The sequence below is a fragment of the Clostridioides sp. ES-S-0108-01 genome (genome assembly GCF_020662285.1).
Classification (GTDB): Bacteria; Bacillota; Clostridia; order Peptostreptococcales; family Peptostreptococcaceae; genus Clostridioides.
On record NZ_JADGMN010000008.1, the window covers coordinates 121,545 to 141,072 of the forward strand.

Consider the following 19,528-nt stretch of genomic DNA (forward strand, 5'->3'; position numbering starts at 1 on the left):
CAACATCAAAACATGCATAAATATTATTTCCTTTATATTTATTGACACCTAAATTTCAATTTATACTTTATAAATTAATAATTCCTTCGCCTTATTTCATATATATACAACAAAAATTTAATTTTCCATTCTTTATACTATATTACATCCAAAAGTTTGCAAATGTATGTTTTAAATTCTAAAAGTATGCATATTATTTTATTAGATAACAGTCAACTTGGATAAGTCTCCTTCATATAATTTAAAGTGACCGTTGAAAAGGGGGTGACCTATTGTCAGCTCTTAAATCTTTTGAAAAACCCTTAACCCCTGAAGAAGAGATTGAGTATTTAACTAAATTTAAAATAGAAAACGATAAAAGTGCAAAAGATACATTAATTGAAAGAAACATGAGATTAGTAGCTTATATAGCAAAGAAATATAATAATTCTACGGAAGACCAAGATGATTTAATATCTATAGGTACAATAGGATTAATTAAAGCTATAGAAACTTATAACATAGATAAAGGAACTCGATTAGCAACATATGCTTCTAGATGTATTGAAAATGAGATTTTAATGAATATTAGGTCTAACAAAAAAAATAAAACTCAAGTATCTCTACAAGACCCTATCGGAACAGATAAGGAAGGTAATGAAATAAGCACTACTCTTTATATGTTATTTTCTACCATATAAAATAATATCCCATCAAAGTACTTTTCTTAAGTCACTCCAACTAAAACATATATAAATATTACCCTTAACCAGTAAGTATATATTTTCGATTTTCTAGAAATACATCTAAATCATCTACCTTTTTTAGCTACTGCTTTATCATTGTACAATGTCAAAGCACTACTCCTAAACAAATTGTTATACATATAGCAAATAAATACTTTATATCAATTTTTTAATAATCTATTTAAATAGTATTTTTTATTTTGTCATTTTATAGATATTAATGTATATTTAATCATTATAAAAAACAATAAAATTTTATAATTCATTTCATAACATACTTTTTTCTATAAATATTTTATCCATAGACTTTATTTTTTTATTAAAATACATTATAATAAAAAGTAAATCTAAATTTGATACAGTTTTAACAATTATTATTTTCAGAAAAGTGATACTATTGAATATATTAAGAATAATTAGAGATGGAGGAGCTAAAATATGAGCATAATTGTAATGTGTAGTCGTTGTGGAAAAGAAATAGATAAATATACAAATAAATATATAACTTATTATGAAAAAAACACCAATACAGAAATTAAAGTTTGTATAAATTGTGCATTAGATTTATTAGAAAAAACGAAAGAAAATCAAGAATTGAGCATACAAGAGTTTCAAGATACAATAATTCTTTAATAATTTAGGAAAGCACCTGTATAGGCGCTTTCTATGCATAAATAATTTTATATGTAATTGTATCTTACGTTTTATTTTAAGCTAAACATATATACTTATTTCTATAAGTTTGCAAAAATAACTAATCCTAAAAATAATACAACAATAATTGTCACAATCAATGCCAATATATTGATAATTTTTATGGTATTATTCTTAAATATTTTCGATAATAGCATAAAAACAGCTATTCCTATGATTCCTCCTAGTGTGTTTCCTATCAAATCCGTTATATCACTTGCACCTAGTGCAAATATATATTGAAGTGTTTCAAATGCTAAACTAGTTATAAAAATAGGTATAACTTTTTTTATAAAGCTCCATTCTTCTTTTAGCATACACACATATATCCCAAATGGTACAAATATAGCCACATTTAATATAATCTCTGATATATTTACTCTATTATTAATTATAAGTGACCCAGCAAAAGGTACTAAGTTTATGCTTCTAAGATTCATGGTTTCAAGAGATGAGATATCAAATTGCAACTTGAATAGTAGTATCCATGTCAAAATAATTATGTAAACTATAAATAATCCTTTTGTAATATTATATTTTCTAGATTTCATTCATTACCTCCTTACTATATTATTGTATTACTGCAATAATATAGTAAGACAATTTATCTGTCAACTATTTCTTATAAAATTATATCCCTTTTATAATTTCAACTTCTTTATCATATTTTCATAGTTTAAGTTATTGTAATATTTTCATATCTTTCTTTAAATTTTAATTAGTATTGTTTTCTACATTTTTACTACTAAATATAAGGGAATAGCCACTTTTCTTTATATAATTTTCTACTATCACATAATGCTAGCATTAAATCAAAACACTATTCTCAATTGTCTCAAACTAAAAAGATACTGATAGCTTTATTAGTCATCAATATCATCTTCTTCTAAATTTTTAAAATATTCTTCTAACTTATCTAAGCTTTTATTATCTAAAACTTCATCATCATGTAGGGCTGAAATAAAACTCTTAAATGAATTGTTATGCATAAAACTAAAGAAACTCTTTGTCTCAACTTTTAAATAATCTTTCTCTTTTATAGCTATAGTATAATGCGTACATCTATCTACCTTATCCGTAGTTAAAAAGCCTTTGTCTACTAAATTTTTTAAAAATGTCAATGTTGTGCTCTTTTTCCAATCATACTTCAACTTCATGGCTTCTATAATATCTCTTGAAGCTAAGATATCATCCATTCCCCAGATATACTTCATCAATTTTAGTTCTGCATGTGGTAATTTATTAATATTCATTAGTTTACACCTCTTACCAATTTATGTATAACTAAATTCTATAACAATAAGAGTGTATAATCAATTAGATTGGAATAAATATATATAAAATGTTACTTTTATTTATTTCATTTTATACATATGGCTATTTTTCAGTATTTTTTAATGTTCAGACTATTTATTCTTTTAACTTTTGTCAGTTAAATGTCAGTTAAATATTTTATCCACAACTTTTACATAAGTTTTCCACAGTTTATCCCCAGTATTATCCACAAGAAAAAAGGTAGCACTTATATTAGTAGTTACCTTTTATTTATTAATCTTCATCTTTCCAGCTTTTTATCCAATCTCCTATTTCCATTATCTTTTCTTCAGTTATTTCTTCTCCATCATGTAATTTTGATATTAATTCCGATAAAGGGTTGTTATGTAAACCTCCAAAAATTCTTTTACCTTCTAATTTTAGATATTCTTTTTCTTTTACTAATACTGTATAATGTACATGTTTCCCAATTCTCTGCGATATTAAAAAACCTTTTTTGGTTAATCTAGCTAAAAGTGTAATTGTAGTTGTATGCTTCCAGCCATATATTTTTTCTATCTCATCTGCAACATCCTTTGATATTACAGTTTTATAACCAGTATTCCATATGTATTTCATAATTTTTAATTCTGTATCTGGTAATTTTTTATTTAGCATAATATATTCCTTCTTTCAATTTATGTCACTTCCTCAAACTTATCTAGCTTAAATTAATAATAGGAGCTTTTTAACACAAAAACTACAGGTAAGTTTTACCATATATTCTACATATTTAGTCTATTTTTTTAAAGATAAAATAAGGTTCATATCTATAAATTTATTCAATTTTCAAACAATCTTGTTGAACAATAACTAATTCTATTGTATTATTTTAGTTGTAGAATAAAACTAAATCGGCAAAACTAGAGAAATTTAGTGACGCAAAGCTATAGGGACTAAGACTTATAGAGCATCTTATGAGTTATGTCAGCCAGTTGCCAAAAAGATATTTTTCTTTTTGCTTTTATGAAAGTTTTTTAGGGGGATAATAATATATATGTTTAGAGATAAAATGGATAAATGTACTCATATGTTGACTGCTTATATCGGTAGTCCATATGATTATTGTAATTTTATAGATACACAGTTAAATGATTTTATACTAGAGTATGGAGAAAACGTAGTAGAATCTTGCTTACATCAAGTAATGGTATTGGTAAGTAAGTATAATTAGATAGATTTTGTTTTCTAGAGAACCCTTTTTAGTTTTATCTACATTTAAATAATATTATGATAAATAAAAATATCTTTGTAAGAAAGGATAATAATATAAATGTGTTTTAAGACTTATATACTAAAAAGAGTGGTAAATAACAAGCAACTAGAAATAACTTGAAGTTTTGACTTAGATAGTCTCATTTGTACTGCAACAGAGATATTAGAAGATAATAAGGTTGATTTGATAATTATTGATGAAGCAAATAATATTGTCTGGAGAAATGAAAAAAACACTCCCTCTCATGAGAATGCTTAGTTGCAGATATAGAAGTGTACTGCGAATACACTTCTATTTTTTATTATATCATATAATTTACTCTATGAAAAATACCTATTTAAATCAATTTTAAGGTGTGTTGAGTAATGTGCTTGATAATTTTAATAAATTTTAAAAAAATAAGCACTCATATAAAGAGTGCTTTGGCGTATATTAATTTGTATAAATTAGTGTAAATTACTTATTAAATACTCTTTCCTCTATCTCCGCTCTAGGAATTATTTTAAAGTGCTCAAATCCATAGCTTTTTAGTTTTCTTTCAAGCCTTCTTTTATTAGCATTAAATGTAATTATTAATCCATCACATTTAATTTCTTCTGTCTCTGATATTTGAAGTACTGATTGCATCAGTTCTAGTTTTCCTCTGTGTTTTGGTTTTAATGGAGTTCTTAATGTTGCGTTTGCAGATGATTTACATTCATGCATTTCAATAAAATTATCTGTATTTTTATCTTTAACCTCGCCCACATAAACAATATCTATATCTTTATCTGATATCTCAATTTCATTTTCTAATACGATGGCCTCATCTATCTTTTGCGTAAATTTTTTCCCACTATACGTCCCTACAACATCCCAAATTAACTCTAAAATTCTTCCTCTTCTATCGCTTATATCTTTTTCTGTACCATTATAAAATGAGTTTAACAATCTAATGAATTCTCCATAGTCTTTATCTTTGCTTATAGATTCTTCAAATCTAGAATTATGTCTTATAATATCCTCGATTTTACTATTGTCAATATCTTTTTTCCACTCATCTAGTATTGATAATGTTATACCTAAGAAAGACTTATTATTTAAAATAAACTCTGCTAAAGAATCTATTGATTGATGCTCTACCCTGTTACTGTTATCTTTAGATTTAAATTTCAATCTCATGTTATGCCTTGTATGGAGGAAGTATTAAAGCTGGATATCCAACACGAGTTGTAATAGAACTTATTATCTCTCTTGCATAAGGCCATATATTAACAGGAACATTTAATTCTATAAACTTTAGAATATATTCATCTTCATAATCTTCTATAGAATCAAATTCATAAACTGCCCTTAGTTCAAACTTTAACTCTACTAAACTTTCATCTTGATATTCCACTCTTAAGTTAAATTTAGGATAAAACTCTACTATTTCTGATATTTTTTTAAATTCTTCACACCCATAATCCATCTTAACATCGTATTTAATACCTTCACCTTCAGGAAATGTAACATCGATTAATTCAATACTTTTTAGCAACACAGTTACTAGTTTTACATCTTTAACCAATTTTCCATATTTTGATTTATCTATTCCCATTAATATTCCTCCAATATCTAGGCTGCTAGTGCATAATCGTCATCAGTTATCAAATCAAATTCAAATTTAATACTAATATGTTCATTATCTACATAATTCGATGAATTATCATTGTTAACTACTTGATTGACATTAGTAGGTTTACTGTTTTTATAGTTTCTATATTTTATGTTTATGAGTTCTTCTGCATTATCAAATATATTGCTTAATAAATCATAATACTGCTCACTTCTCTTCATAGAATCATCATACATTTCATCTGCAATTCTGAAATTAGTTTTATTTTTTTCTAATAATTCTTTTATTATTATTGATAAATTAACTCTCCAATCCAATGCTTTATCAATAATAAATTCATTTTTTATATTTTTAACTGACTCTAATGCCTCTTCTTTTATAAAATTTATATCCCATTCTTCATCTTCTATGTTGTTATTTTTCAAAGTTTTAGTTACATACTTAATTTTTTCTGCAAATAAATCATATAAGTTATCTACATAGCATGATTGTTCTAAATCTAAATTAGATTTATTCCTAAATATAATTTCATAAGTATTCATATTAAATCCCCCCCTAAAAACAAACTTTTCCATAAATATACCTCCAGTGGTATAACCTAAAGTTTGTTACCTAAATTATACCATTTTCATATTTGCATTCCAATAATAAATATTATTAATATTTTCTCATATATACTAAATTTTTATACTTCTGCTCTATATATTTTTATTTTTATGATTATATAAACATGTTATTTTCTTCATTAAAGTTTAATATTTTCTCATACTATACTCTCTTATGAACAATTTTGATATTCTTTATACTCGTAATACCCTTTATATTAATAATTAATCAGTATATAATAATCATTATCAATTTAACGCATTTTTTATATGTAATTACCTACTTTGTTATATTCATATAATATATATTACATTTAATATATATTATATGAACTACAAAATAGTCTAGAAATTGTACATAAAGTGTAGGTAAAGTGTGAGTAAATATATTGAATTTGAATTATCAACTTTATTTATTTATAAAATACTACATTTTATCAAATATATTTTAATTGAGATTTAAAAAAGAAGGTAACAACTAACTCTAGTTGCTACCTTTTAATCTATTTCTTTATAAATTTCAGTACTTTATAAAGTGTATCAAATCTATCATTACCTTTTATCATAGTGTATCTCTCTTTAGTTATAGAACCTATCTTATTACATGCTCCTCCACCAACGACATATAGATTTTCTGTCTGACCGGGTACATAATCTTTTATATCACATATCAATATTTTTTCATCATTATAACCCCAACCAACCACAGTTGCAGGGATTTTGTCAACCTCTCCATCATAAACTATTGTATGTTTGTACATTTGCTTCACCTCATTATCTATTTTTTTATTTAAAATGCCTTCTGCTATTAGCTTTGCAACTGTATTTTTATTTTTAATATAATAATCTGTATCTGCTTTACTGTCTACAAAACAAGTCTCAATTAATATTGCTGGGGCTTTTGTATGATTAAGCCAGTAAAGACCTCTTACATCTGATTTTGCACCTCTATTTTTAAATACTGTTGCTAATTTATCATTTACTCTATTTGCATATACTTTGCCATTATTAGTTTTATATATAGTCTCTGTACCCATAGGATTTAGTGTTGTACTATTTGCATTGAAATGAATTTGTACTGCTAAATCTACATCTTGTTTGTTGGCTATTTTGCATTGTTCAGATAGATAATTACTAGAATTATCTACTTTACCAGTATAAACAGTTGCTCCACCCTGCTTGAGCCATTTTACTATTAGTTCTGTTAGTATTCTGTTTTCTTTTCCTTCATCTATATAGCCAACTGCTCCTGTTCCTTTTCCTGTTAGTGTATGTCCTGGTACTATTGCTATTTTCATTGTTTATTTTCCTCCTTTAATTGTTTGTAGGTTTGATTTATGCCTATTGATATACCCCAACAAATTACACCTTGTAAGACTGCATCAGCATTTAACCCTAACATCCATACTGAAAAACCTATTCCAAGTACTAATAACACTACTGGAATATATTTGTTATCTAACTGTTTATATTTCTTACAACCTGCTCCTATAACATAAAGAGCAGCTACTAAAATTAGCAACTGCTCTGGTATGAAACTTATTAAATTATCCATATATTTTCCTCCTAATTAAAATATTCCTCTCTGTATTGCAAATATAAAAAATCCTACTAATGTTGTAATCATTGTTCCAATTAGCCACTTTAACATACTTGTAAGCGAGTTTAAGTTCTCACATAATGCTTTTAACTCTGCTTTAGATTCAATATTTGCTATCTTTAATTCGTCTATTTCTTCTTCATGCTTATTTATTCTTGTTTCATGTCTTTTTAAATCTGCTTCGAAAAGTTCTTCATTCATGTAAGCCTCCTAATTAATTGAAATAAAAAAGAACCCTCTATGCTGGTTCTACTGGTGTTTCTTCTTTATTTAATAAACCTGTTAATTCTAAATATTGTTCTTCTGTAATTCTGTTTACTGCATAGAATACATCTATTTTATGTTGCAAATCCTCTTTAGTACTATAGTTATTTTGTTCTATCATTAACTTTAATAAGTTATACATATTATTTCCTCCTAAATATTATTATTTAATTTTATATTTTCTACTTCAAAGGCTGTGTTTACTATCTCGCTATCTCTATTTTTATTTTCTTCTTTTAACAGATTTAATTCTTTTTCTAATGCTTCTAATCTCTTTTGTTCATCTGTCAAAACGATTGGTATATCTTTTAATACAGGTTCTTTTGTAACTGGATTTATAGATTCTATATACTGTTTACTATAGTCTATACTTCCGTATTCAATATCTAAAAAATTTAATTCAGTTATTTCTGACCACTCTCGTATATCTCCTGTTGCTTCGCCAGTTTGAAGCCAAATATCACCCGCTTGGTCGTAAATTACTCTATTTCCTCTATTCATTTTATTTCCTCCATTTTTTTAAAATGTATCAAATGCACTCCACCACACTGCACTTCCAAAGGTTATATACGCTGAATCGATTGGAGCTTTAGGAATAACTTCAATTTCAATAGTGAAACTAGATTTACTAATATTAGTCATGTAAACTCGCATAACAGCAAGTTCTATGCCATCTATTTTAGTTACAACATAATGTTTGTTATCGAAACTGCTAAGAACAGGAAGTTTCATTTCTAAATTATTCGCATCTACTAAATATAAATTTCTAACTATAATTAGTTTAGGAATAAAATCTAAATCTATAGGGATTGTGATTGGACAACGCGTGGCGCCGGTCGACAAATTACCTTTGGCAAATCTAGCTCTTTGACTTAACTGATTAGTTAATTCTGTTATTCTATTTTGCAACTCCTGCACACTAGCGTCTGAACTATCAAAAGAAGTTTTTATTTTCTCTGATAACTCCACTAGCGTATTATTTAAACTTGCTTCTATATTCTTTAATGCTAAAGTATTTATAATACTTGTTTTACCATTCTTGAACCCTTCTCCAATTTTTCTCCATTGATTAGTAACATCTTCTAAACTAGAACCATTTGGAAGTGGTGCAATTCCTTTACTTACACTTAACACTTTTTCTGCTGTAGCATTTGCACTGTCTGTAACTACTATTTTAAGTGTGTGTAGTGCATTATCTTCTAATGTGTAGTTAATTGTTTTTTCTTCTGTCAAATCTGTTGTAGTAGTTTCTTTTAATACATCATCTATAAACACTTCTATTTTAGTTAGTAATGTAGGGTCTGTGTGGTCTGCTTTGAATGTTGCTGTAGTTGAGTTATAAGATGATACTGTTAAAAGTGGTAATGCTTGAAGTAATGTTATTTTAGCATAACCATCTGCTTTAGTAGTGTTTCCTCCAGTAGTCATAACTACATTTTCTAGCCAATATTCAGATGTTGGTATATATCCTTGTGGTTTGTAACTATCTTTAGTTAGTGCGTAACCACTTCCACCACCTCCACATTCATTAGAATAAGAACCAGCACCACCGTACCAACCCCCTCCACCACCTATTCCTATGCTACCAGCACCTCCTTTCCCTAATGAACCATAACCTCCTTTCCCTAATGAACCATGGTATTCTTCTGTGTCGTAACTTGTTCCACCTTGGTATTGAGAACCACCACCACAAAAATTTCTGTCAAGACTAATTCCGTTAGTACCTACATAACCACCACCATGACCAACGGAACGAGCAGATGTAAAATTATTTTCCCTCCCTCCGCCACCACCTGCAACAAGTATGCGTGAAAGCAAACTTTCAGTGTTACTCCAAGTTGCGCTAGGATGATAAAGTCTTATATCAGTTGCTCCACCACCGTATTTAGAATAAGCAAATCTACCAGTCGTAACTTTGCCAGAAACACCTCCACCGTTAAAACCACTTCTAGTAAGGCTTGAACCTTCAGGAACTTGCTCATAACCAGATTGACCAACACAAATTTGTAGATTAGTTCTTTTTTTAAATACAATTTCACCTTTTGAATAGCCACCTTTTGCACAATCAGTCCAATCGCTTGTATCGACAGCACCTCCACAAGCACCCCAACATTCCAATTTATATTTACCAGGAAACAAAGAAACATTTTGCACGCAATTAGCATAATTAAAATTCCATTCCGTTTGCATTATATCACTCCCCCATCTTAAATAGGTAACATATCATTTTGTATAGATATATTAACCTCATTGAAATTTTCTATTTTTCTAACAACTTCATCTATTGCTCCTTGCACAGTAGTAGCAGTAAGTTTACTTGTTGCATTATTATAACTTGTTTTCTCTGCTGTTGTTTCTATACTATCCACACTAGTTTTTACCTCATTTATTGCACTAACTATATTTGTTTTATCTGTTGTTTCAAGTAGTGTTGTATCACCTATTTTATTGTTAATCTCTGTATTAGCAGTTTCTATGTTGGTTGTTAACTCTGTTTTAGTTGTATCAATTTTATTATTTAAATACTTATCATTTTCAAGTAAACTATTTTGTCTTTTATTGAACTCATTCGCATGAGCTGGTGTAGTTATTAAATATTCTTCTATTTCATTATTAAAATTTAATTCATCAGTCATTTATTCACCTCCTAGAACCCATCATCTATCTGAAACACCATTTCCATATCACTATCTTTATACTTATTACCAAAAGTTTTGATTGCTATTAAATCTCCATCTGAATCTATTAGACCTATTTCACTTATATTTTTTCCTTCTGCTTCATTTTTTAATAAAGTAGTTGAATATCTACAAGTAGTCGGAACTGGATATATATAATTTTCTATATCTTTTCTAAACACTTCACTTTTTAATTCTGTATCACTTGAAAGTGGAGCTATTGGAGTTCCATCGTTCCCAATTCCTCCATCTCCAAATGCCATGGACACTATAATAGGTAATGTTATATCACCTGCTCGAGCTTTACACATTTTTTGTCTTGCAATGTCTGTTGTTACTGCATTTGCCATACTTATAACACTTCCTCTCTTAATTCTGCATTAAGCAGTTTATTCCCATTTAATACCTCTATCCCATTTAGATAGTATAAATTCTTTTTAATAATTATTTTAATATTTGTAAATACTTCACTTTCTTTTATAAATAACTTATTTTTCATGTTTAAGCTTATTGGTTCATGATAAAGTATATAAGCACTTAAATTCTTACTACCATTTAGTAACCACATACCATCTAAAAAATTACTTATATTTCCTCTAAAATCTATAAACATTCGATTAACCATCTTTACCTCGAACTTTTCTATATCTGTAAATTTAAGCGCAAAAGAAGGCATCCAATGAAGGTGGCTTGGTTTAGTTTTATTTGTTATATATTTGAAATCTTCATAATTAATAACATCATCTACATTAGCAGTTACTTTAAAAGTGTATGGAGCTATATCTTCTTTTATATAGACATCTGTACCAGTATAGCTCTTTATTATAGTTGCTAATCGGCTTGGATTAACAATATATTTCATTTGAAGCTTAGCAATGACTTTTCTTCTTCTAGTTTCTATATCTTCATCTATATTAGTAGATAAACCTACTCTATTTTCCCAAAATTCAAGTCCCCATGTAGAAGTTTGAGGAAATAACTGTAATTCTATTTCTTTATTTAATAACTCTAGATTATCAAATTCGCTTCCTATAGCTTCATATAAGCTTTGCATTATAATAGATTGTTCATATATTGGTGATAATGTAAGAAGCATTTCTTTACCTTTTTTAGAAGCTATCATCCAACCACCTCGTTAACTATTTCCCCTACTCCGACCACTTGGTCTTGTAATTTTATATTTTCTTTTACATCATTTATAGTAAGATTAGAAAAGTCTTGTATGCCTTCGTCTGTCAACATCATAGAACCTACTATTGCCTGTATAGCATTGTATGAGACTGTTCCACCTAAATCAATCTTATCTAAATATTTGTCTATCTTAGATTTTAGATTGTTTAATACTGTTTCTTCACTAAAACTGTTACTAAATATAAAACTAGCTTTTACATTAATAAGTAGTGTGTCAGGTGTCACAACTGTAACTAATGCACCGATGGGAGCTTTCCCATCTCTATTTTCTCCTTCTGATACATTTAATGGATATATATATTCTTGAACTTTATCTATTAATTCTTGTGTTGCTGCTTTTCTATTTTTATCTAGTATTAATACTTTTACTGTCCCTGCTCCATTCCATTCGGAAACTACATAAGCATATCCAACTCCATCTACTTCTTTAGCCCATCTTATATAATCTGAACTAGCTCCACTAAGTTTGTCTTCTTGCTCCGCTACAAGAACTCTTTCTCTAAAATGTTCTTCGTCTTCTATATCTGTCCCACCTTTGAAATCTTCTTTATTAGTAACAGATTTAATCCCATTAATAGAACCTAATAAAACAGATATACTACCTTTAGATACATTTCCTATAGTTCCAGTTTCTCTACATTCTGCTTTAATATCTACTGTTTCATTTTCTCCTATAGTTTTAGTTTCAAGAAGCTCAAACTCTATACTCTGCTTTTCATCAGTTGCAACAGTAGTTACTATAGTTCCTTTTGTAATTATAGTTCCTTGTATACCTGTAAAAGTAATAACTCCAACCGATTTAGTTGCTTGATTTTTAAATACTCCTTTACATTCTCCCAACCATTCTAGGTATTCTCCATAGCTAGTTTGAGGGAATGCAATCTTTAAATTATTTTGTAATCCTAGTTGTTTTAATTCAGCTATTTGTTCTGCTGTAGGTCTTGTTGCATCATAAACAAAATCGCCTTCCAAAATAGAAACATCTTGAAAGTTACTTAACATTCTTTCGTGTATTGCTTCTTCATCTTCCGTTAAAAATACTGGTATAGGTAGTTCTCTTTCCATATAATCACCTACCTTTTTATGTTTCCATTTATAGTTATATTTTCATCATCTATTGTCAATACATTAAATTCATACTCTACTAACCTGCTATTCTCCAACCAATTAAAACTAAATTCTCTTACTTCTTTTGTGTAAGGATGAACTAAAATAGTTTCTTTTATTAACCTAGATATTTCAAGCTCTTTAGCACTTTGGGATAAGTTACTAGCAATTAAATCTTTTATTTCACTTCCATATGCATTAGAATAAGCTAACCTTTTATATCTAGGTGTTAATATAGCTTTTTGACACCATTGTTTATATGCTTGAACTTTATCACATTTTTTTAATGTTCCATCTGCATTTTTGACAAATTCTCCTTTTATAAAATCAAATAAAAAAGAACCTTTTAGGTCCAGCTCATTTTCATTATTATTTTTTAATTCTATAGTTTCAAAAGCTTCATTTCGTGGAAATAGGTTTGGCATTTACAACCCTCCCAATTACTACAAATTCAGCTCCCATAACGGCTACTAATACATTATCTCCTATAGCCAATGGTTTTAATTCTTTTGGAGTTTCTATTTTATGTTTATGTCTATATTCTGCGCCTAACATTTCATCTGAAAGAGTAAAATAATCCTCTTTCAAGGTTAAATTCTCTAATACTAAATAATCTTGTATTTCATCTTTATAACCACTTACTTTAAGACCATTTGTTGTTATTTCTGCAAGTGAACAACCTATTCCAAAAATGCCATTTGTCACACTCTTATTCATTTTTTCTTTTAATATTCTAGCAACTCCATTAAATCTAGCATCAGTCATTAGTATAAAACTTCCTCCTTATATACTCTAAAGTCCCTATATTCAGCTTCATTTTTGGCGTAGAGTCTAATGTATGAGTAACATCTATAACATAGTATTCTTTTCCTTTTAGAGATACCTTGTCACCTGCTCTTATTCTGTTTATGTCTACTACGCAATCTACACTTATTGTTTCTTCTCCACTATTAAACATTGCTTCTGCTGCTTTCTTAGCTTCTTTTGCATTTTTTATCTTTTCATCTTGTTTAATCTTTTGTAGTGTTCCATATTTGTCTGAGTCCTTTTTGTATGTTCCAATTATAGGTGCTTTTGTATTTTCATCTTTACTCTTACCTAACACTTTTACACTTGTTACTGCATCATTAAAACTACTTGTAAAGTTTGCATCTTCTAATATACTATCTAATTTATATACATTTGCATTAGTTCCAAGCTTAAATAATTTTAATTTATTATCCATTCTTACTCTAAATAAATCTCCACCCTTACTAGCTGTTTCTTTTAAGTCTTTTTTAATCATATCTAGTATGTTAGTCTTATGTATTACTTTAGCAAGTTTCTTCCCTGTATTAGCTAGATTGTAGTAAGGTATATTCCATTGTTTACAGTAGTATTCAATTCTCTGTGTTGCTGTATTTTCTTTAAAACTATATTGTTCTTCTGATTCTTCCATATAGACTGTTCTTTCTCTGCAAGACAATGTTAGTTTCTTACTCTTTTCGCTTCTTCTAGTTTCCCATATGACTCCATCAAAGATTGTTTCTTCTTTTTTACTCTCATACGCAATGTCAATTAGAACTATTTTATCACCTTTTTTAATATTTATATCTTGCAAAGTTTTAGTTTCTATTAAGGATACATCCATTTTATATGCAACTCCATCTATAGCTTCACTTAATGTTATTCCTTCATTAAAATTTGCAATGTCATATTTTCCATTTAGTATTATTTTCATTTGCTAGGTATCACCAACTTTTGTCCTTTTTTAATCACATTTGGATTTTTGCCAATAGTTTTTTTATTTTCAGGTATATTATAAATCTCTTTCCACCTTGAACCTTTGCCTAAAAATTTCTTTGCAATGCTCCACAATGTATCTTTAGATGTAACTGTATATATTTTAGATTTAGTTTGAGTATTAGGTCTATTGTCTTTTAAATCTGTTTTAGTATTACTTTTAGTTTCTTTTTTTAATGTCTCTATCTTCAATTCTCTGTAAGTTCTAAATGTTATCTCAATGTCTCTATCTTCTTCTCTTCCTGCTGTTTGAGTATTGCTAAAACTAGATATTGTAACTAATCCATTGTAGCCAAAACCAGTTATAATAAGTCTTAGAGGTTCGGCTTGGTCTACCCATTTTTCAAGCATTGTAACTACTTCGATTGGATTTTTTAACTCGCTATATCTGCAATAAGAAGCATCATATAAGTTGGGTAAGAATGTCTTGAATGATATTTCTCTTATCTTCTCTCCTTCTTTTTTAATGTCAAATTCACCTAAATTCACTATATCAACAGTTTCAAATCTTTTTTCTTTCTTTATAGATAAACTATCAAGTGGATTAACTGGAAAATGGAAATCTATTTTTTCTTTTTCATTTTTTAGATATATGTCTATTACCAAACTATCACTTCCTTTCTAAAATATTTTTGAACATTACACCGCAGTTTTCTCATCATATATTCACTTCCTTATTTAATATTAAAATAAAAACAATGCCTATTAAATTTAATAAGCATTGTTTATTTATTTGCATATTTTTTCTAATTTATGCTATAATAAAAGCAAGGAAATAATAGTTTACTTTATACAAGAGCAGTTATTTCCAATTCAGATTAAAAATTAATTACTTTTTTAAACTACTCTTATTGGCGTTTGAGTAGTTTTTTATTTTCTCGTATATAAAAGCTGATACAACACCAGCTAGTACACTTAATAAAAAATTTATCACCATATTGTTTCACCTCCTTCCACTATGGAATTTGGCGTTTAATATGGAAATAACTACTCTTACACTTTTCAATCATTATTTTCCTTGCATGAATATTATAACATATAATTCTTACATATTTTACCTATTTATTACTTTTTGTATTATAATCACATCCTTTCATTAAAAAAACACCTACCTAAGTAAGTGTTTTTTAGTATATTATTTAATTATTATTTTTCTCTTGTTGTATTTCATAATGTTCATCTATTATATTCAATAATTCATGAAACTTTTTTGGATTTATTTCTCTTAATTGTTTTAGTATAATAGCAGTTTCCATAAATCTGTCTATATTATTTGAACCACATATATCAAGTAAACGTTCATACATTGTATTAATCCCCCTCAAAACCAAACTAAAATAAATTATTTAATACAATATCATTTACTCAATCTTATAAACCACATGATAATTCTTCTTTTCACCTTGTATCTTAGCAGGTCTATTATTTTCCTCTATCCATTTGCTAATCTTATCTATTACACTTTTTGTATATTTATTTACAGTACCAGTCCAAGAACCATTTGTTTCCCAAACTCCCTTAACTTCATTTTCTTCTAATTTTATCTTTTTAATAATTTCACAAATAGCCATCTGAGCTGGTTTATTACTCTTAGAATATATTTTCAGTTTAGATGCTATTTGTTTTGTATCAAAATAATGTTCTTCTTCATCTATCTCGATTGGTAAATCAATTCCTGCCCTTTTATATAATGTCTTTGCTGTAAGTAACTTAGATTTATTGTCAAAGCCTGCATTGTCTAGCAACTCTTTTAACATAGATGTACTATTATAAGCCAGTCGCAGTTTTTCAAGCTCACTTGCTTTTTCTCTTAGTTTTTCGGGATTAGCATTATCAGTTATGTATGCACCAGTTTGTCGAATGGTTGGTAAAACTTCGTCACTCACCCAATCTTGGAATTTTTCTGCTTCTTCTTTCTGAGATTTAAATATTAACTTATATACTCCACTCTCTGTTAAAAACTTTTCACCCGTGTTATGTAATTTTCTAAAGTCCTTATCTAGGACATTAGAATTTTTTAATAATACAGCTTGAGTATCATTCATTTTAGATAAATGATTTCTTATTGCACTATCACTTAACTCTAAACATTTTCCACAATCATATGGATTAAATAAAACTTGCCCATTATATTCAAATATCTCAATCTCTTTTCCTTCAAAATTCATTAATTCATTCATAGTAAAATCCTCCTTGAAATTTAATTGTAAGAAGTCCCTTACTATGATAGAATATATTTCATAGAAGGTAACTTCTTTGGGAAACAGTCGCAAGTGCTTTGGTCGGTGCAGCGGCTGTTTTTTATTTGTTTTTGTCAAGCTTCTCTTTCACCAATTCAATTCCTCTAATTACAACATCTGTTTTAGATATTTTAAGATTTTCAGCACACTCATTCAATATATCAGCTTGCTCTTGGTTAAGTCTAACTTCAAATCTTAATTTTTTGGAATTTTCTTTTGGTGGTCTGCCTATTTTATTGGACATCTTATCACCTCTCTTTTTATTGTCCGTACTTAAATTATATTATAGTACGTACAATAAATCAAGAGTTTTTACTAATTTTTTCTAATTATTTTACCCAACCGACCAACTTGAGCAAAATCAATCACTTTAGTTCATTTTTATATTGTATAATTCTCAAAAGTTGTACTTAGCAACTTCTAAGTTAGGTAATTTGAGCAAAATAAAAGCACCTACCATAAAAGTAAGTGCTTTCTTTTTTCTATTTAATTAGTTCTTTGAAGGTTACAAAATCACTATACCATGCACCAGCCTCACTGCAATTTTTCTCATATTTCTCATAATATTTGTACTCATTTTTGTCTAAATATTTTATTCCATTTTTACACGCATCTTTTACCACGAAAAATGCTAATTGCAAGTTTTGTATAGCTTTATATTCATTTGATTCAGTGCTATATTTATCTTTTAAATCACCTAGCTCTTGCCAACATTTTGAAGCTACATCTCTTCCTGTTGAAAATGTTTTTTGCAACTCAAAAGCATTATTAGATTCTGATGTTTCTTTTATACTAGCAGGAATCATTAAATATATACTTTCATATGTTTCTAGCTTTTTCACAAGTTCATCTTTTTTAGTTTGTTCTGCTTGAGCTTGTTTTTCAGCATTTTCACTATTTTGTTTTTCTTGTGCTAATTTTATAGCTTCTTCCTCTTTTTTTTGTTGCTTTGTTTGAACTTTTTCTTCTTCCTCTTTCTTTTCAGCATCTTCTTTATCTTTATTGCTAGAAACTTGATTGACTTGAGTAAAATTTTTATCATCTAAATCTCTTGTAAGATAAACAGTCCTAGCACAACTTAATGTTAATAATGCTAAAAAACATCCTAAGACTATCTTACCTTTATTTTTATTTTGGATAGCTTTCACTAAGAATTCGATTGAAAAAACCACAAGTGTAATCGGAAAAAAACATATAGCCATAAGAGCTATAATAATTCTCGTAACAATATTTAGGTTTTTAAATTTCTGCCACATAAAATTTCCCCTCACAAATTTGCATATTTTAACAATATTATATCATTTATGAGAAGGATTTTTTTAACAAAAATTCGACATTATCCAATATCTTGTAATGCTTCTCTTATTTCACTTTCTACTTGAGATAATATTTCTTGTATCATTTCTTCCTTGTTATCAGCATTTTGAATATTGATAGATATTCCACCTAAATTTATAGTGTTATTAGAAGAATTAACACTATTTGGCGTAACTTCTCTATATTCTTTATTATCTGTATCTAAAACATTTGTGAGAGGAAATTGTCTAACATTATTTACAACATTGGAATAGCTTCCTCCGATTTTTTGAGAATGAGTTGAACTTAAACCTAACATCTTGCCTGTTTCCTCATATAATCCTACAGCTCGACTTCTCCTAGCACTTGATAATGGAATTACCATTTCAGCTCCATCCTCTCCACATATGGACGGTTTACTTGCAACTCCACCATTTGCAAAATGACCAAATATATTACTTAGTATTCCACCGCTACTTTCATTCACGGTTCTTTTGACAGTTGTTTGGGTAGTCTTAACATTAAAAGACGCAGAAATTGGTGCTGAAACTGTTGCTCTTACACTATCCCAATAACTGATAACTTGACTCGACATAGCACTAACTTGACTTACTACAGAACTACACATAGCAGAAATGGCACTTATTGCTGAACTGCTTAAGCTTGTAAAAGATGTTTTAGCTCCATTGTACATACTACTACATGCTACTCTAACGTTTGTTGCTAACATATTAAAAGAAGTTGTTGCACCATTATAAAGACTTGAACCTGCTTCTTTGCCTATTTGTGCTAGTTGTGTAAAGCTTTGTTTAGCTCCGTTGTACATATTAGTCGCTCCTTGCTGAACCGTTGCAGTAGCTTGGTTAAATGCTGTGTCTATACCATTTGTAAGATTGCTATTATCAATTTGAGGAGTTGCACTATTTACAGCATTTGTTACTCCATTTTGTGCAACAGTAGCCAGTTCATTACTTTTTTGCTGTACAACTGGCACTCCCGCCTGTACTCCATTTACTACACCATTAGTCAAATCTGTACCTAATTGTTGCCCTGCCTGTTGCACAGCTGGGTTTTCTTGTGTTAGAGCATTGGCTACTTCTTGATTCGCTTGTTGTGCTGTTTGAGAAGCTGAACCTTGTATTTGTGAAGATGCTTGAGCAAAGATACTCCTTACAGTTTCTAAAACTTTTGGTCCTTCTATTCCTAGATTATTCAGATTT

The 19,528-nt window shown here is 28.4% G+C and carries 27 protein-coding genes, 1 pseudogene and 1 riboswitch; of the genes and pseudogenes, 3 read left to right on the forward strand and 25 right to left on the reverse strand.

Going from position 1 to position 19,528, the window contains the following annotated elements; translation table 11 throughout:
* Nucleotides 1-272: 272 nt before the first annotated feature.
* Nucleotides 273-680, forward strand: a complete 408-nt coding sequence (locus IR152_RS09780; RefSeq protein WP_227451669.1) for a sigma-70 family RNA polymerase sigma factor — start codon at nt 273-275, stop codon at nt 678-680.
* Nucleotides 681-1,163: 483 nt separating this feature from the next.
* Nucleotides 1,164-1,358 (forward strand): DNA-directed RNA polymerase, encoded by a 195-nt coding sequence (locus IR152_RS09785; protein WP_227451670.1) that lies wholly within the window; start codon nt 1,164-1,166, stop codon nt 1,356-1,358.
* A 101-nt stretch (nt 1,359-1,459) separates the two neighbouring features.
* On the opposite strand, the gene vanZ1 is transcribed toward IR152_RS09785, so the two are convergent.
* The 3 genes from vanZ1 to IR152_RS09800 form a co-directional block, all read right to left on the reverse strand.
* The gene (gene vanZ1 / locus IR152_RS09790) at nt 1,460-1,969 is read right to left on the reverse strand and encodes a glycopeptide resistance protein VanZ1 (protein ID WP_227451671.1); all 510 of its coding nucleotides are present in this window, start codon (nt 1,967-1,969) and stop codon (nt 1,460-1,462) included.
* 312 nt (nt 1,970-2,281) lie between these two features.
* Nucleotides 2,282-2,671: a BlaI/MecI/CopY family transcriptional regulator gene (locus tag IR152_RS09795; protein WP_227451672.1), complete on the reverse strand. Its 390-nt coding sequence runs from the start codon at nt 2,669-2,671 to the stop codon at nt 2,282-2,284.
* A gap of 295 nt (nt 2,672-2,966) precedes the next feature.
* Nucleotides 2,967-3,350: a BlaI/MecI/CopY family transcriptional regulator gene (locus tag IR152_RS09800; RefSeq protein WP_227451673.1), complete on the reverse strand. Its 384-nt coding sequence runs from the start codon at nt 3,348-3,350 to the stop codon at nt 2,967-2,969.
* Nucleotides 3,351-3,578: 228 nt separating this feature from the next.
* Nucleotides 3,579-3,675: riboswitch (cyclic di-GMP riboswitch) on the forward strand.
* Nucleotides 3,676-3,729: 54 nt separating this feature from the next.
* Between IR152_RS09800 and IR152_RS09805 the strand changes: the two genes are divergently transcribed.
* A complete protein-coding gene (locus IR152_RS09805; RefSeq protein WP_227451674.1) occupies nt 3,730-3,906 on the forward strand; it encodes a hypothetical protein in 177 nt (58 codons plus the stop codon).
* Nucleotides 3,907-4,404: 498 nt separating this feature from the next.
* Here the strand turns inward: IR152_RS09805 and IR152_RS09810 are convergent, their stop codons facing one another.
* From IR152_RS09810 to IR152_RS09915, 22 genes and pseudogenes are all read right to left on the reverse strand, one after another.
* Entirely contained in the window at nt 4,405-5,109 is a 705-nt protein-coding gene (locus IR152_RS09810; protein WP_227451675.1) for a hypothetical protein, read from the reverse strand.
* A 1-nt stretch (nt 5,110) separates the two neighbouring features.
* Nucleotides 5,111-5,527, reverse strand: a complete 417-nt coding sequence (locus IR152_RS09815) for a protein-export chaperone SecB (RefSeq protein ID WP_227451676.1) — start codon at nt 5,525-5,527, stop codon at nt 5,111-5,113.
* A 17-nt stretch (nt 5,528-5,544) separates the two neighbouring features.
* Nucleotides 5,545-6,087 carry a hypothetical protein gene (locus tag IR152_RS09820; protein WP_227451677.1) on the reverse strand — a complete coding sequence of 181 codons (543 nt, stop codon included), beginning with the start codon at nt 6,085-6,087 and terminating at the stop codon, nt 5,545-5,547.
* A 566-nt stretch (nt 6,088-6,653) separates the two neighbouring features.
* Nucleotides 6,654-7,448, reverse strand: coding sequence for an N-acetylmuramoyl-L-alanine amidase (locus tag IR152_RS09825; RefSeq protein WP_227451678.1), 795 nt, complete (start codon nt 7,446-7,448; stop codon nt 6,654-6,656).
* The gene (locus tag IR152_RS09830) at nt 7,445-7,705 is read right to left on the reverse strand and encodes a phage holin family protein (protein ID WP_227451679.1); all 261 of its coding nucleotides are present in this window, start codon (nt 7,703-7,705) and stop codon (nt 7,445-7,447) included. The genes IR152_RS09825 and IR152_RS09830 overlap by 4 nt, the downstream gene beginning before the upstream one ends.
* Nucleotides 7,706-7,720: 15 nt before the next feature.
* Complete coding sequence (locus IR152_RS09835; protein ID WP_227451680.1) at nt 7,721-7,951, reverse strand: hemolysin XhlA family protein; 231 nt, start codon at nt 7,949-7,951, stop codon at nt 7,721-7,723.
* Between the two features lie 37 nt (nt 7,952-7,988).
* Complete coding sequence (locus IR152_RS09840; protein WP_227451681.1) at nt 7,989-8,156, reverse strand: hypothetical protein; 168 nt, start codon at nt 8,154-8,156, stop codon at nt 7,989-7,991.
* Between the two features lie 11 nt (nt 8,157-8,167).
* On the reverse strand, nt 8,168-8,515 hold the full coding sequence (locus IR152_RS09845; RefSeq protein WP_227451682.1) for a hypothetical protein: 348 nt from the start codon (nt 8,513-8,515) through the stop codon (nt 8,168-8,170).
* 18 nt (nt 8,516-8,533) lie between these two features.
* A complete protein-coding gene (locus IR152_RS09850) occupies nt 8,534-10,204 on the reverse strand; it encodes a glycine rich domain-containing protein (RefSeq protein WP_227451683.1) in 1,671 nt (556 codons plus the stop codon).
* A gap of 17 nt (nt 10,205-10,221) precedes the next feature.
* Nucleotides 10,222-10,650, reverse strand: coding sequence for a hypothetical protein (locus tag IR152_RS09855; protein WP_227451684.1), 429 nt, complete (start codon nt 10,648-10,650; stop codon nt 10,222-10,224).
* A gap of 11 nt (nt 10,651-10,661) precedes the next feature.
* Nucleotides 10,662-11,042, reverse strand: a complete 381-nt coding sequence (locus IR152_RS09860; RefSeq protein ID WP_227451685.1) for a phage tail protein — start codon at nt 11,040-11,042, stop codon at nt 10,662-10,664.
* A 2-nt stretch (nt 11,043-11,044) separates the two neighbouring features.
* Complete coding sequence (locus IR152_RS09865; protein ID WP_227451686.1) at nt 11,045-11,815, reverse strand: putative phage tail protein; 771 nt, start codon at nt 11,813-11,815, stop codon at nt 11,045-11,047.
* Nucleotides 11,812-12,948: a baseplate J/gp47 family protein gene (locus IR152_RS09870; RefSeq protein ID WP_227451687.1), complete on the reverse strand. Its 1,137-nt coding sequence runs from the start codon at nt 12,946-12,948 to the stop codon at nt 11,812-11,814. The genes IR152_RS09865 and IR152_RS09870 overlap by 4 nt, the downstream gene beginning before the upstream one ends.
* An 8-nt stretch (nt 12,949-12,956) precedes the next feature.
* Entirely contained in the window at nt 12,957-13,415 is a 459-nt protein-coding gene (locus IR152_RS09875; RefSeq protein ID WP_227451688.1) for a DUF2634 domain-containing protein, read from the reverse strand.
* Nucleotides 13,390-13,755, reverse strand: a complete 366-nt coding sequence (locus IR152_RS09880; protein ID WP_227451689.1) for a hypothetical protein — start codon at nt 13,753-13,755, stop codon at nt 13,390-13,392. The genes IR152_RS09875 and IR152_RS09880 overlap by 26 nt, the downstream gene beginning before the upstream one ends.
* A complete protein-coding gene (locus IR152_RS09885) occupies nt 13,748-14,710 on the reverse strand; it encodes an XkdQ (protein ID WP_227451690.1) in 963 nt (320 codons plus the stop codon). The genes IR152_RS09880 and IR152_RS09885 overlap by 8 nt, the downstream gene beginning before the upstream one ends.
* Nucleotides 14,707-15,378: a LysM peptidoglycan-binding domain-containing protein gene (locus IR152_RS09890; RefSeq protein ID WP_227451691.1), complete on the reverse strand. Its 672-nt coding sequence runs from the start codon at nt 15,376-15,378 to the stop codon at nt 14,707-14,709. The genes IR152_RS09885 and IR152_RS09890 overlap by 4 nt, the downstream gene beginning before the upstream one ends.
* A gap of 533 nt (nt 15,379-15,911) precedes the next feature.
* A complete protein-coding gene (locus tag IR152_RS09895; protein ID WP_021395734.1) occupies nt 15,912-16,079 on the reverse strand; it encodes a hypothetical protein in 168 nt (55 codons plus the stop codon).
* A 54-nt stretch (nt 16,080-16,133) separates the two neighbouring features.
* Nucleotides 16,134-16,952: a Bro-N domain-containing protein gene (locus tag IR152_RS09900; protein WP_227451692.1), complete on the reverse strand. Its 819-nt coding sequence runs from the start codon at nt 16,950-16,952 to the stop codon at nt 16,134-16,136.
* 121 nt (nt 16,953-17,073) lie between these two features.
* Complete coding sequence (locus IR152_RS09905; RefSeq protein ID WP_167640255.1) at nt 17,074-17,256, reverse strand: hypothetical protein; 183 nt, start codon at nt 17,254-17,256, stop codon at nt 17,074-17,076.
* A 238-nt stretch (nt 17,257-17,494) separates the two neighbouring features.
* Nucleotides 17,495-18,268 (reverse strand): hypothetical protein, encoded by a 774-nt coding sequence (locus tag IR152_RS09910; protein ID WP_227451693.1) that lies wholly within the window; start codon nt 18,266-18,268, stop codon nt 17,495-17,497.
* Nucleotides 18,269-18,348: 80 nt separating this feature from the next.
* Nucleotides 18,349-19,528: pseudogene (locus IR152_RS09915) on the reverse strand (phage tail tape measure protein); the annotation flags it as partial.

Bases quoted from the DNA above. Each gene is read 5' to 3' on its own strand.
- IR152_RS09785 (WP_227451670.1), top strand. From the start codon at position 1,164: ATGAGCATAATTGTAATGTGTAGTCGTTGTGGAAAAGAAATAGATAAA.
- vanZ1 (WP_227451671.1), bottom strand. From the start codon at position 1,969: ATGAAATCTAGAAAATATAATATTACAAAAGGATTATTTATAGTTTAC.
- IR152_RS09795 (WP_227451672.1), bottom strand. From the start codon at position 2,671: ATGAATATTAATAAATTACCACATGCAGAACTAAAATTGATGAAGTAT.
- IR152_RS09800 (WP_227451673.1), bottom strand. From the start codon at position 3,350: ATGCTAAATAAAAAATTACCAGATACAGAATTAAAAATTATGAAATAC.
- IR152_RS09805 (WP_227451674.1), top strand. From the start codon at position 3,730: ATGTTTAGAGATAAAATGGATAAATGTACTCATATGTTGACTGCTTAT.
- IR152_RS09810 (WP_227451675.1), bottom strand. From the start codon at position 5,109: ATGAGATTGAAATTTAAATCTAAAGATAACAGTAACAGGGTAGAGCAT.
- IR152_RS09815 (WP_227451676.1), bottom strand. From the start codon at position 5,527: ATGGGAATAGATAAATCAAAATATGGAAAATTGGTTAAAGATGTAAAA.
- IR152_RS09820 (WP_227451677.1), bottom strand. From the start codon at position 6,087: ATGAATACTTATGAAATTATATTTAGGAATAAATCTAATTTAGATTTA.
- IR152_RS09825 (WP_227451678.1), bottom strand. From the start codon at position 7,448: ATGAAAATAGCAATAGTACCAGGACATACACTAACAGGAAAAGGAACA.
- IR152_RS09830 (WP_227451679.1), bottom strand. From the start codon at position 7,705: ATGGATAATTTAATAAGTTTCATACCAGAGCAGTTGCTAATTTTAGTA.
- IR152_RS09835 (WP_227451680.1), bottom strand. From the start codon at position 7,951: ATGAATGAAGAACTTTTCGAAGCAGATTTAAAAAGACATGAAACAAGA.
- IR152_RS09840 (WP_227451681.1), bottom strand. From the start codon at position 8,156: ATGTATAACTTATTAAAGTTAATGATAGAACAAAATAACTATAGTACT.
- IR152_RS09845 (WP_227451682.1), bottom strand. From the start codon at position 8,515: ATGAATAGAGGAAATAGAGTAATTTACGACCAAGCGGGTGATATTTGG.
- IR152_RS09850 (WP_227451683.1), bottom strand. From the start codon at position 10,204: ATGCAAACGGAATGGAATTTTAATTATGCTAATTGCGTGCAAAATGTT.
- IR152_RS09855 (WP_227451684.1), bottom strand. From the start codon at position 10,650: ATGACTGATGAATTAAATTTTAATAATGAAATAGAAGAATATTTAATA.
- IR152_RS09860 (WP_227451685.1), bottom strand. From the start codon at position 11,042: ATGGCAAATGCAGTAACAACAGACATTGCAAGACAAAAAATGTGTAAA.
- IR152_RS09865 (WP_227451686.1), bottom strand. From the start codon at position 11,815: ATGATAGCTTCTAAAAAAGGTAAAGAAATGCTTCTTACATTATCACCA.
- IR152_RS09870 (WP_227451687.1), bottom strand. From the start codon at position 12,948: ATGGAAAGAGAACTACCTATACCAGTATTTTTAACGGAAGATGAAGAA.
- IR152_RS09875 (WP_227451688.1), bottom strand. From the start codon at position 13,415: ATGCCAAACCTATTTCCACGAAATGAAGCTTTTGAAACTATAGAATTA.
- IR152_RS09880 (WP_227451689.1), bottom strand. From the start codon at position 13,755: ATGACTGATGCTAGATTTAATGGAGTTGCTAGAATATTAAAAGAAAAA.
- IR152_RS09885 (WP_227451690.1), bottom strand. From the start codon at position 14,710: ATGAAAATAATACTAAATGGAAAATATGACATTGCAAATTTTAATGAA.
- IR152_RS09895 (WP_021395734.1), bottom strand. From the start codon at position 16,079: ATGTATGAACGTTTACTTGATATATGTGGTTCAAATAATATAGACAGA.
- IR152_RS09900 (WP_227451692.1), bottom strand. From the start codon at position 16,952: ATGAATGAATTAATGAATTTTGAAGGAAAAGAGATTGAGATATTTGAA.
- IR152_RS09905 (WP_167640255.1), bottom strand. From the start codon at position 17,256: ATGTCCAATAAAATAGGCAGACCACCAAAAGAAAATTCCAAAAAATTA.
- IR152_RS09910 (WP_227451693.1), bottom strand. From the start codon at position 18,268: ATGTGGCAGAAATTTAAAAACCTAAATATTGTTACGAGAATTATTATA.